General features: G+C 32.5%; 10 protein-coding genes. 9 read left to right on the top strand and 1 reads right to left on the bottom strand.

The window, feature by feature from the left end; all coding sequences use genetic code 11:
• The 8 genes from LS72_RS00050 (at nt 1) to LS72_RS00015 (ending at nt 9136) form a co-directional block, all read left to right on the top strand.
• Nucleotides 1-813 (top strand): J domain-containing protein, encoded by an 813-nt coding sequence (locus LS72_RS00050; protein ID WP_034553069.1) that lies wholly within the window; start codon nt 1-3, stop codon nt 811-813.
• A gap of 9 nt (nt 814-822) precedes the next feature.
• Nucleotides 823-1527, top strand: a complete 705-nt coding sequence (locus LS72_RS00045) for a hypothetical protein (protein WP_034553067.1) — start codon at nt 823-825, stop codon at nt 1525-1527.
• Nucleotides 1527-2366, top strand: a complete 840-nt coding sequence (locus LS72_RS00040) for an NAD(+)/NADH kinase (protein ID WP_034553065.1) — start codon at nt 1527-1529, stop codon at nt 2364-2366. The genes LS72_RS00045 and LS72_RS00040 overlap by 1 nt, the downstream gene beginning before the upstream one ends.
• On the top strand, nt 2366-3919 hold the full coding sequence (locus LS72_RS00035; protein WP_034553063.1) for a DNA repair protein RecN: 1554 nt from the start codon (nt 2366-2368) through the stop codon (nt 3917-3919). The genes LS72_RS00040 and LS72_RS00035 overlap by 1 nt, the downstream gene beginning before the upstream one ends.
• Nucleotides 3916-5244: an NFACT family protein gene (locus LS72_RS00030; protein ID WP_034553061.1), complete on the top strand. Its 1329-nt coding sequence runs from the start codon at nt 3916-3918 to the stop codon at nt 5242-5244. Before LS72_RS00035 ends, LS72_RS00030 begins: the two co-directional genes overlap by 4 nt.
• A gap of 3 nt (nt 5245-5247) precedes the next feature.
• Entirely contained in the window at nt 5248-5562 is a 315-nt protein-coding gene (locus LS72_RS00025) for a hypothetical protein (protein ID WP_034553059.1), read from the top strand.
• Between the two features lie 83 nt (nt 5563-5645).
• A complete protein-coding gene (locus tag LS72_RS00020) occupies nt 5646-6272 on the top strand; it encodes a superoxide dismutase (RefSeq protein WP_034553058.1) in 627 nt (208 codons plus the stop codon).
• A gap of 206 nt (nt 6273-6478) precedes the next feature.
• A complete protein-coding gene (locus LS72_RS00015; protein WP_034553057.1) occupies nt 6479-9136 on the top strand; it encodes a calcium-translocating P-type ATPase, PMCA-type in 2658 nt (885 codons plus the stop codon).
• Here the strand turns inward: LS72_RS00015 and trpS are convergent.
• Nucleotides 9133-10128, bottom strand: a complete 996-nt coding sequence (gene trpS, locus LS72_RS00010) for a tryptophan--tRNA ligase (RefSeq protein ID WP_034553055.1) — start codon at nt 10126-10128, stop codon at nt 9133-9135. The two genes, LS72_RS00015 and trpS, sit on opposite strands and share 4 nt — an antisense overlap.
• 179 nt (nt 10129-10307) lie before the next feature.
• On the opposite strand from trpS, the gene LS72_RS10650 reads away from it, so the two are divergent.
• Nucleotides 10308-10997, top strand: coding sequence for a hypothetical protein (locus tag LS72_RS10650; RefSeq protein ID WP_052087238.1), 690 nt, complete (start codon nt 10308-10310; stop codon nt 10995-10997).
• Nucleotides 10998-11326 lie beyond the last annotated feature (329 nt).

Raw genomic sequence — 11326 nt, 5'->3', positions numbered from 1 at the left:
ATGAAAGTAGAGCTCTTAGAGCCATACATTCAAGTTAGTATAGAAAAAGAATCACAATTTTTAAAACGTGCAGTGGATTTTGCATATAAGCATTTTTCAAAGGCTTATCGTCTCTCAAGTTCTGTTTTGATCTTAGATGATGGGGAACGTTATAAAAAAAATTATTTTTTGAATTGGGCATATCATGTTGCTATGCAAGATGAATGTAAGAAGCAAAGCGAAAAATTTGATACTATTTTAGATAGTAGCTATCTACCCATACGCATTAAAATGATAGAAAATAGAGCTATGTTAGAGCATATTGTTGTCTCTTTGCAGATTATTCAAAGTAACATTAGTAATTCTCAAGTTTGTTTAAGACTAAATCGTCCTAATCGTTTAGCAAAACGTTATTTGACATCCTTTTTTCAAGATTTTTTAATTAGTTATACAAAAAAAGAGATTTTCTTAGATTCAAGTAGCCCTTATTTTTGGGAGAAACTCATTACTATATTATCTGCTAAGATTATTCATAATATTGTTCTTGATTTTGATTATGAGACTTTTAAATCTCATAATACCTTTGAATGTTTTGAAGAATATTTGACACAGGAGGAGAAAATACTGAAAAAAAGTTATAAAATTTTGGGTTGTAGTTATAATGATGCTTTTGAAATTATTAAGAATCGTTATGTAGAATTAGCAAAAATTTATCACCCTGATAATGTTTATGGGCAAGATGGTAAAATTGTTGAAGGTTATGCAGAAAAGTTTAGGATTATCAAAGAAGCCTATGAGAATATTAAGAGTAACTTTAGAAGAATAGCTTATTAAGGAGGCAAGATGGCAAATAATGGAATGGAGATAAGGTTTGAAGAAGAACCAAAGAGGGGTTGGAGCTTTTTATGGATTCTAATCTTTATTATTCTTTTGCTTTGTGCTATTGGTTTTTATTTGTTAAAACAGCCTTTTGGGCAAGATAGTGTTGCAAAAATTCAAAATTTTTTTACAGGAAAAACAGGAGAAGAGGATCTTTATGTTGAAGTTATAGAGGATACAAAAGATGAAGAGATTAAGCGATTACAATTTGCCCTAATGCAAAAAGAGCAAGAGTTAATGGAACTTGCTAATTCTATGAAAGGTGGTATTGGGGTATCATTTGAGCAAGGTAGTAAAAGTGAAAATACTTTAACAAATATTCGCTATGTTATTAAACCTAAAAAACAAATTATTGCAGAGTGCTTTTCTATGGATATAGGAAGATGGGAGATTCCGCAAGGTTGTTTGCTTTCTATTGCGACAAAAGTATCTAAAGAATTAGAAGAAGATATGCAAGTAGTAGCTTTTGAAGTGCAAGGAATTGTAGACACTAATCCTTATCGTGGATTATCTCCAGAATTAAAGCAAGAAGGTTTAGCAAGTTTTAGAGCAAGAGAAGCAATTAATCAGATTTATTCAAAAATACCTAATGCTACTGCTTTTGAAGGTCCTAGTATCCAAAGACCTAACCAAAGGGGCTATAGCATTAAAGCTTATTTTGTAGAATAATGGAGCCTATTCATACTATCGGCGTATTTTTACGCCCCCTTACACATTCTTTAAAGCAATATTTTTTTGAATTTCAAGATTTAGCTACCTCTTTAGGGTTTGAAGTAGTTTTAGAATCCATTAGTGCAAAGATGATAGGGATAGAGGGTTTGGATTTTGAAAGTGTTTGTCATAAAAGCGATGCTTTGCTTTCTATTGGGGGGGATGGCACTTTAATTTCTGTCGCTAGACGCTCTTTTATCCATCAAAAGCCAATTTTAGGTATTAATATGGGGAATTTAGGATTTTTAACAGATTTGCAAAAAGAAGAAGTAGAAACCTTTTTCCCTCTTTTAAAGAGTGGAAATTATAATATTGCTAATCATATGATGTTAGAGGGGAGTATTAATGGGGATTGTTTTTTTGCACTTAATGATATTATTTTAAGGCATATTAATAATGGCTCTATGATACATCTAAAGGCTTCTATTGATGGAGAATATTTTAATTCTTATTATGGGGATGGTTTGATTATTGCCACCCCTACAGGTTCTACGGCTTATAATATTAGTGCCGGTGGAGCTGTGGTTTATCCTTTCTCTTATAATTTATTACTTACTCCTATTTGCCCTCATTCTCTCACACAAAGACCTTTGGTTTTACCCGGGGAATTTGAAGTGGATATAGAAGTGGGGAATAATGAGGAATGTAATGTTGTTATTGATGGGCAAGAAAATAAACTTTTAAAACCTAATCAATGTATTCATATTAAGGCTTTAAAAAGTGGAGTAAAACTTATCCATAATCCCCATTGGAATTATTTTAAAATTCTTCGTCAAAAATTCCATTGGGGGGAATAATGCAAAAATTGCTACTCCATAAAATTTCAATTTTTAACTCCCCAGCTTTTAAAGAAGTATCCTTTGAACCTAGTGCTTATTTTAATGTTTTTAGTGGTGCAAGTGGGGCTGGTAAATCCGTGTTGATGGAATCCATTTTAGCCCTTTTTGGATTAAGGGAGTGTAATGCCTCTAAATTGGAAGCTTACTTGGAGTTAGAAGGAGTATCTGAAGAATTTAGTGATTTAATTGATGAAGGAGAAGTTGTTTTAAGTATTATAAAAAAAGAAAAAGTGAGCTATTTTCTTAATGCTCAAAAAATCCCTAAAAAAAAGATTCAAGAGTTATTTGCTCCTTTTTTAAAACATTTAGCGACAAAGAGGGGTGAAGAGTTAAGTCAGGAAAATTTACTCTTTATTTTAGATGGTTATTGTGAGTTTAGAAGTAGTATCCATCAACAAAAGCTTAATAATTATCATCAAAGTTTCATACAATACCAAAAAAGTAAAAAAAAATTAGAGGCTTTAGAGCGGGAATCCTTACAAATTTATGAGCTTAAGGAGTTTGTGCGTTTTGAAATTGACAAGCTAGAAGCTCTATCTCCTAAAGAGGGGGAGTATGAGGAACTTTTAGCACTTAAAAAAGCTATTTCAAAAAAAGAGAAAATCGCACAAAGCATCCAAGAAGTTTCAGAAATCTTAAATCATAGCCATAAAATTTCAAACTTCTTAGAACTTGTTGGTGAATCCAATAGTCCTATTTTAGAATCTTTAAATGAACTTGAATTAATCTGTGAGAGAGAAAAGGAATATTTAGCAGAATTACAAGAGAGCAATATCGACACAATTCTAAATCGTTTGGAGGAATTAAGCTCTTTAAAGCATAGATATGGAGGAATTAAGGAGGCATTAGAATATTTAGAAAACAAAAGGCAAGAATTACAAAAATACGAAAATATCGAGCAGGACTTAAAGGAGGCAAAAAACTCTTTCAAGGAAGCCAAAGCATTATTATCCCAACATACACAAATGCTTCTAAGCTCTAGAAAAGAACATTTAGAGGATTTTAACAAGGATTTAAATGAGATTTTAATAACCCTTAAAATGCCACAAGTAAAAATAGAGATTCTTTATGAGATTTTAGAAGAGTCTTTGGGGGATTTTTTTCTTTCAATGATTTTTCCGCCTAATACTGCATTAAAAAACCTTAGTGCCGGAGAGGTTAATCGTTTAAGACTTGCTTTGCTACTTATTCAAAATACCGAAGTTAAAAACCAAGCCCTTATTATTTTAGATGAAATTGATGCTAACTTAAGTGGGGAAGAATCTCAAGGGGTAGCTTTGATTTTAAAAAAGCTCTCTAGTAATTTTCAAATCTTTGCAATTTCTCATCAACCGCATATGCCAAGTGTGGCAACAAAACATTTTTTGGTGCAAAAACAAGTAGCAACATCAGGAATTATAGAATTAGATAAGGCAGGGAGGATTGAAGAAATCGCGAGAATGATAAGTGGAAAAGACATTACTAAAGAAGCAATAGATTTTGCAACACGATGCCTTAAAGATATAGAATGAATTTAAATCTTTTAAAGAGATTTTCCTCCTTTTTAAACGATAAAACCCCCCTTAAGCTTCGTCTCATTAAACGTATAGGGGATAATCTTTTTAAATTAGATATTGCAGGGAGTATCTTTTATTTTGATTTGAGTAAAGGAAAAAGCGGTATTTTTGTTACAGAGGATTTATTGCTCTCTCCTAAGAGCTATAATGCACCTTTTGATAGGAGTTTAGAGAAATATTGTGTGAATGCTTTTATTACAAAAGCACAAGTTGATGGGGAAAATAGGATATTACAGCTCTTTTTAGAAACTAAGCATAGTTATAAGACTTTAGAAGTGATTTTACAAGCAGAATTTACGGGCAGGAATACGAATCTTATTTTACTCAATAACGAGCAGGTTGTTTTAGATGCTTTGCGTCATATTACTCTCTCACAATCTTTTCGTGAGGTTCGCATTAATAAGAAGTTGTTACCGCTGCCACAACCTGTGTTTGCTAAAAAAGTTATGATAGAAAAAGAGGGGGATTTATTTGTAGATTTAAAAAATCTCTTTGTTTATAGAAAGCAAGAGGTTTTAGAGAAAAGAATTTTGAAAGTTAGTCTTTATATTCAGCAAAAAATTCTTCATCTTCAAGAGATTCTTAAATCTCTAGGGAACAAGGAGTTATTAGAGCAAAAAGCTAAAGAGGAATTAGAATTTGGGAAAGTTATTATTCATAATCTTTATCGTTTTTTGGATTTTAGGGGCAAAGAAATTGTATTAGATGGGAAGCTCATAGTTTTGCCACCTAAGGCACATTCGCTCTCTCAAGCAGCCCAAATATTTTTTGAAAACTCTAAAAAACTTTATAAAAAAGCACAAAATATTTATATTCAAGAAAATCATTTGAAAGAAAAAATCAACTTTTATCAAAATCTCTTAGGAATGGTTCAAAATGTAACAAATATACACGATTTAGAAATTTTAGATTCCAATTTTCAAAAAGATATTAAGAAAAGCAAAGGCGATAAGGCTTTTGAGAGCTTTTTTATCGAGGGTTTTAAAATCTCTATTGGGAAGAGTGAGAGAGAGAATATTGTCCTTTTAAAAGAGGCTAAAGCTGAGGATTTGTGGCTGCATATTAGAGATATTCCAAGCTCGCATTGCATTATCCATAGTGGAAAAAGCAAGATTCCTGATATAATAATTTACAAAGCAGCACAAATTTTAGTCGGATTGCTTAAAAGTTATGGTGGAAGTTATGAAGTTGATTACACAAAAAGGAAATTTGTAAAAATCCTAGAGGGTGCAAAGGTAGTTTATGCAAAGGAGCAAACACTTAAGGCTATAAAGGAGTAAAAGATGGCAGTAAATCCTATAGGCAATGTTACTTATATTAATCAAAATGCACAGGTTAATTCCATACAATATGCTAATTCCCAAGTAAAGGGAGATTTTCAAGCAATGGTTAATCTCCAGATTATGGAAGAAAAACAAAATGAGATTGAAGAGGTGCGTCCTACTGAAGAAACTCTAAAAAGTGATGAAGATGCAGAGGGACAGGCTAGAGAGAGGGATGAGGAGGAAAAGCAAGCTAAAGAAGGTGAAAAAAAAGATGGGGATAATATAGAAGTGGGAGAAGATGGGAATATTAAACATTTAGATATTTCTGTTTAAAGAAATTAAAGTTTTTTTTGTTTTTTATTTTGTAAAATTTCTTTTAAGGTTTATACCTTAATTCTATATAAATAAGGAAAGTCATGTTTAAATTACGCACATTACCTTTTGGTGAAATTAAAGATTTTATTAGTAGAGAAACTTGTGAATTCCATTATGGGAAGCATCATCAAACTTACATCAATAACTTAAACAATCTTGTTAAGGGAACAGAGTTTGAATCTGCAGGGCTTTTTGATATTGTAACAAAGGCACAAGGTGGGATTTTTAATAATGCAGCACAGATTTATAATCACGATTTTTATTGGGACTGTATCTCTCCTAATGAAACTAAGCAAAGTGATGAGTTAAAAAATGCCATTAATGAATCTTTTGGAAGTTTTGATAAATTCAAAGAGACTTTTTTACAATCTGCTACAACACTCTTTGGTGCTGGATGGTGTTGGGTTGTTTATAATCCAAATTCTAAAAAACTAGAGATAGTCCAAACAAGTAACGCACAAACTCCTGTAACTCAAGGGTTAATTCCTATTTTGGTGGTTGATGTTTGGGAACACGCTTATTATGTGGATTATAGAAACGCACGTCCGGGATATTTAGATAAGTTTTTTAGCCATATCCATTGGGATTTTGTTTCTAAAGCTTTAGAGTGGGCTAAAAAAGAGGGTATGAATTCAGTGAAGTTTTATATAGACTCTTTACATACTTAATATATACTTAAGTAGTTTATGCTAGAATACCGCTTCATTGTGAGGGAGTAGTAAGCAAGAAATTTTCTTGTGGTAAGCCAACATACTGATAGTATTTCTTAATAATTATCTGGTTTTACCTTGAATTATGAGACTCATATATAACGAATTTTCGCTATATATGATTCCCTCTTTGCGTTAGGCTCATATATAGTTAAGGAGGCTTAATGCAATTGCAAGATTCCTTTTCTATTCTTTTATCCAAATACCATACTAATATAAGTTTTGGTTTAACCCATCAGCAGGTTTTAGAAAATAAAGAGAAATTTGGTAAGAATTCTTTAGATAAACCTCAAAAAATTCCGCTATTTGTGCAACTTATCCAAGTTTTTAAAGAACCTATTATGGCATTATTGCTTTTTGCTGCATTCTTAGCATTAGTGGTTAATACCTATGAATCTTTTTATCATCAAGAAGTAAATTTTTTAGAAACTATAGGCATTTTTACCGCTATTTTTTTATCAGCATTTGTTACTTTAGCTATGGAAAATAAGAGTCAAAAGGCTTTTGAGAGCCTTAATAAGCTCTTGGAAAACAATAAAGTAAGGGTTATACGCGATGGAGTAATGCAATTAATAGGGCAAGAGAATGTTGTTGTAGGGGATATTCTTTTTTTAGAAAGTGGGGATAAGATTCCAAGTGATTGTAAAATTTTGCAATGTCAAGATTTATTTTGTGATGAATCAAGTCTAACCGGGGAGAGTTTTCCAGTTGCTAAATCTGTCTGTTTAAGAGAGAATGCTAATGAAAGTATGCTTTATAGAGGATGCTTTATTGCTCAAGGAAATGCAAAGGCATTATGTATAAGGGTCGGCAATCAAACAGAATTTGGAAAAATAGCCTTAGCATTAAAGGATGTTTCTAACCTTAGCACACCCTTGCAAGAGAAGCTTAAGAGCTTAAGTGGAAAAATCACCATTTTTGGAATCTTAGCGGCATTTCTAGCCTTTTTTATCCAAATTGGGATTCTTTTCTCACAAGGAGAGCCTGGATTACAAATTGTTGCGGATATTTTTGTTTCTAGTGTTGTTTTGATTGTAGCTTGTGTGCCAGAAGGATTACCAGCTATTGTAGCTATTTCTTTGAGCTTAAATATTATTAAAATGTCTAAACAAAATGCTTTGGTTAAAAAGTTAGTGGCTTGTGAGAGTATTGGCTGTGTGAATATTATTTGCTCTGATAAAACAGGCACACTTACACAAAACCAAATGTGTGTGCAACAGAGTTTTATTAGGGATAGGATTTTTAAAGATGATAAAACTATTGATGAAATTTCTAATAGTCCTTTTAAAGATTCTATGATTTTTTTACTCAATAATGCTATATTAAACTCTACCGCAGAGGTTACTTTAGAGCAGGGAAAGTATAAATTTATAGGCAATCCTACCGAATGTGCTCTTTTGGTGTATAGCTATAAGTTAGGGGTAGATTATAAGCAAATACGCGAAAAAGGCAAGATAATACAAGTTTATCCTTTCTCCTCAGAGACTAAAAATATGACAACACTTGTGGAAATAGGGGATAAAACCCTAGCATTTAGTAAGGGGAGTCCAGAAAAGATTTTTGCGCAATGTGATTTAATGCAATGCCAAGATTTACAAAAAATACAAAAACAAATACTTTATTACCAACAACAAGCTTATCGTGTAATAGCTTTTGCCTATAAAGTATTATCCTCTGCAGAGAGTAGTATTTATACGCGTGAAAGTTTAGAGAGTAAGATGGAGTTTTGTGGGTTTGTAGCCATTACAGACCCTTTGCGTTTGGAAGTTTTTGACGCTATTTGTGAGTGTAAAAAGGCGGGAATTGAAGTAAAGATTCTCACAGGAGATAATTTAGAAACTGCTAAGGCTATTGGTAAAACATTGGGATTGTTGCAAAAAGATTCTCTAGCCCTTGAAGCTAAAGATATAGAATTAATGACTAAAACGCAGTTGTTGCAGAATTTACCTAAGATTAAAATTATCGCACGTTCTACCCCAAGTATTAAAATGCAAATTGTTAATACTTTGAAGTCTATGGGAAATGTTGTAGCACTTACAGGTGATGGGATTAATGATGCTCCAGCTCTTAAGAATGCAGATATAGGGATTGCTATGGGGATAAGTGGGACAGAAGTTTCTAAAGAAGCAAGTGATATTATCCTTTTAAATGATAGTTTTGCCACCATTGTTAAGGCTATAGAGTGGGGTAGGGGAATTTATCAGAATTTTCAGCGATTTATACAATTTCAGCTTATTGTTAATTTCTCATCTGTCCTTATTGTCTTAGGAGTTGTGATTATGGGTTTTTCAACTCCATTTACTGCCTTGCAGCTTTTATGGGTAAATTTAATTATGGATGGACCCCCTGCTATTATTTTAGGCTTAGAACCAACCTCTAAAAACCTTATGGCACAAAAACCTATAAAACGGAATGCTAATATCCTAACAAAAGATATGTTGGTATTAATTATTACTAGTGGAATATTTATTAGCTTTGTTTGTCTTATGCAGTATTTTACAAATTTTTTAGGGGTTAATGAAGAAGAAAAATCAAGCACACTTTTTACGCTTTTTGTGGTATTTCAGCTTCTTAATGCTTTTAATGCAAGGGAGTTAAGCTATCAAAGTATTTTCATCAATTTTGCTAATAATTCTTTGATGCTTTGTGTATTTCTTTTAACTTTTATTTTACAGATTTTTATTGTTGAATTTGGTGGCAAAGCTTTTGGGGTTAATCCTTTGTCTTTGGAAGTATGGATTAAAATTTTGTTGGTGGGTTTTAGTGTGATTGTATTAGGGGAAGCTTTAAGATTTATTCAAAGGCAGGCAAAAAGTGCTTAGATTAATCCCATTTTTTCTTTAGCATCTTGGTAGGTTTTTTGTGCAATTTCTCTTGCGCTCTTAGCACCTTCTGCTAAAATTTTTTCTAAATAGTCTTTTTGGGTGATGAGATAATTATAAGATTCCCTAATAGGTCTTAAACTTTCAATAACAACTTCAGCGATTTTGCTTTTAAGCTTCCCATATCCCTCCCCTTTAAATTCCTCTTCTATGGTTTTTTGGGATTTTTGTGTGAAGCATTGGTAAATAGTTAATAGATTATAAACGCCTAAACGTTCCTTATCAAAGGTGATGAGGTTTTGCGAATCAGTCGTGGCTTTTTTAAATTTTTTGAGAATTTCTTCAGGCGTATCAATAAGGGCAATTAAGTGATTGGGTTTATCACCAGAGCTTTTACTCATTTTTTTACTAGGGTCATCTAATCCCATAATCCTTGCCCCCTCTTGCATAATAAGTGGCTTAGGTATAACAAAAGTTTCTCCAAAGTCGCGATTAAACCGCAATGCTGTATCACGAGCCAATTCAATATGCTGTTTTTGGTCTTCTCCTACGGGGACAAAGTCGCTTTGGTAAAGCAAAATATCAGCACTCATAAGGTTAGGATAATTAAAAAGTCCAGATAAAATGCTTTTGGGATTCTTTTGACTCTTATCTTTAAATTGGGTCATACGATTTAAATCCCCCATAGGGGTAATGCAAGTTAAAAGCCAAGCTAAGGAAGTATGTTCTTGCACTTGGGATTGGATAAAAAGCGTAGATTTTTTAGGATCTATTCCACAAGCAAGAAGCATTGCACTAAGTTCAAAGGTTTTTTCTTTAAGAATTTTTGGATCTTGAGGTATTGTAATAGCATGTGAATTGACAACACAAAAAATATTTTCATAATGATCTTGCCTATCTACCCAATTTTTAATAGCTCCTAAGTAATTACCTAAATGGATGTTACCGGTTGGTTGAATCCCAGAAAAAACGCGAGATTTTTTATTTTGCATATTAGACCTTGTCTTGAAAAAATTTGTTAATTATAATCAAAACTTTATAAATTTTTGTTGGGTATAATGCGTGTTTGTAAATTCTAGCTATATTTTAAAGGGATAAAACGGTAAATAAAAATGTAATAGCCTCTAGCGATTTGTGTCCGGGGGGGGGGGATAAATCTAAAGCTTATTTAGTGAGTTTTGGAGATACTAGGCTTGGTATCTCTATTTGTCGCTTTAAACAACAAGCAGAAACATTAGGGGTTTTTGATAATGTTTTTATCTACACAGAAGCTTCATTGCCACTAGATTTTGTCAAAGACTTTGAAAATAAATTCTATACTTATAAAAGTGGTATTAAAACACCCATAAGGGGATTTGACTATTGGAGTTGCAAGCCAAAAGTTATTTTAATGGCATTAGAGCAAATAAATTTTGGGGATTATTTGATTTATTGCGATATTGGCTTTGAGTTTAATGCTAAAGCTAAAAGCGATTTACAGAGAGTCTTTAAGGATATACAAGAGCAAGAACTATTAGGGGTTATAACACAACACAAAGAAAGGTGCTGGAATAAGGCGGATTTATTAGCACATTTTAATTTATTAGAGGACGAAAGCTTTTTAGATTCTGGGCAAGTAGCTGCTGGTGCTGTGTTTATGAAAAAATGTGAAAAAACTATAAAAATCATAGAGGAGTGGCTTGCGTATTTTTACCACTCTTACCCTTTAATTGATGATTCTCCATCAAAGATTCCTAATTTAAAAGAATTTAAAGAAAATCGCTACGATCAAAGTATTTGGAGTATTTTAAACAAGCGATACAAGCTAAAAAACTATGATTATACTGATTTTTCTAACCAAAATCGTTTGTTTGCTTTATAATCGCAATAAAATTTATTTACCCGTAATTGTAGAGCCATCTCTAAAAGGTTTAGGTGTGTAGCTTAGCACACTGCCCACTTTTTGCCATATATAGCGTGCAAACCCACTCTCCTCTTTTATCCAGCTCTCTATCAGATTAACCTCTAGATTCTATATTATCTTATGTAGTTAGAAAGTTTCCATTAGGGTTTAGAGCAAGTGTTTATAAATGCCCTGCGGGGTATGATACGATAGGCTATGGGAGAAATATAGAATCTAATCCTTTAAGCGTAGAGGAAAACAAACTCCTAAAAGATGGCAAGGTCTCTAAAAGCGTAGCTATGCGTTGG

Origin of the sequence: Helicobacter apodemus (genome assembly GCF_000765745.2) — a bacterium.
Taxonomy (GTDB): domain Bacteria; phylum Campylobacterota; class Campylobacteria; order Campylobacterales; family Helicobacteraceae; genus Helicobacter_D; species Helicobacter_D apodemus.
This window is presented reverse-complemented; position numbering and strand designations above follow the sequence as displayed.

Bases quoted from the DNA above. Each gene is read 5' to 3' on its own strand.
- LS72_RS00050 (WP_034553069.1), top strand. From the start codon at position 1: ATGAAAGTAGAGCTCTTAGAGCCATACATTCAAGTTAGTATAGAAAAA.
- LS72_RS00045 (WP_034553067.1), top strand. From the start codon at position 823: ATGGCAAATAATGGAATGGAGATAAGGTTTGAAGAAGAACCAAAGAGG.
- LS72_RS00040 (WP_034553065.1), top strand. From the start codon at position 1,527: ATGGAGCCTATTCATACTATCGGCGTATTTTTACGCCCCCTTACACAT.
- LS72_RS00035 (WP_034553063.1), top strand. From the start codon at position 2,366: ATGCAAAAATTGCTACTCCATAAAATTTCAATTTTTAACTCCCCAGCT.
- LS72_RS00030 (WP_034553061.1), top strand. From the start codon at position 3,916: ATGAATTTAAATCTTTTAAAGAGATTTTCCTCCTTTTTAAACGATAAA.
- LS72_RS00025 (WP_034553059.1), top strand. From the start codon at position 5,248: ATGGCAGTAAATCCTATAGGCAATGTTACTTATATTAATCAAAATGCA.
- LS72_RS00020 (WP_034553058.1), top strand. From the start codon at position 5,646: ATGTTTAAATTACGCACATTACCTTTTGGTGAAATTAAAGATTTTATT.
- LS72_RS00015 (WP_034553057.1), top strand. From the start codon at position 6,479: ATGCAATTGCAAGATTCCTTTTCTATTCTTTTATCCAAATACCATACT.
- trpS (WP_034553055.1), bottom strand. From the start codon at position 10,128: ATGCAAAATAAAAAATCTCGCGTTTTTTCTGGGATTCAACCAACCGGT.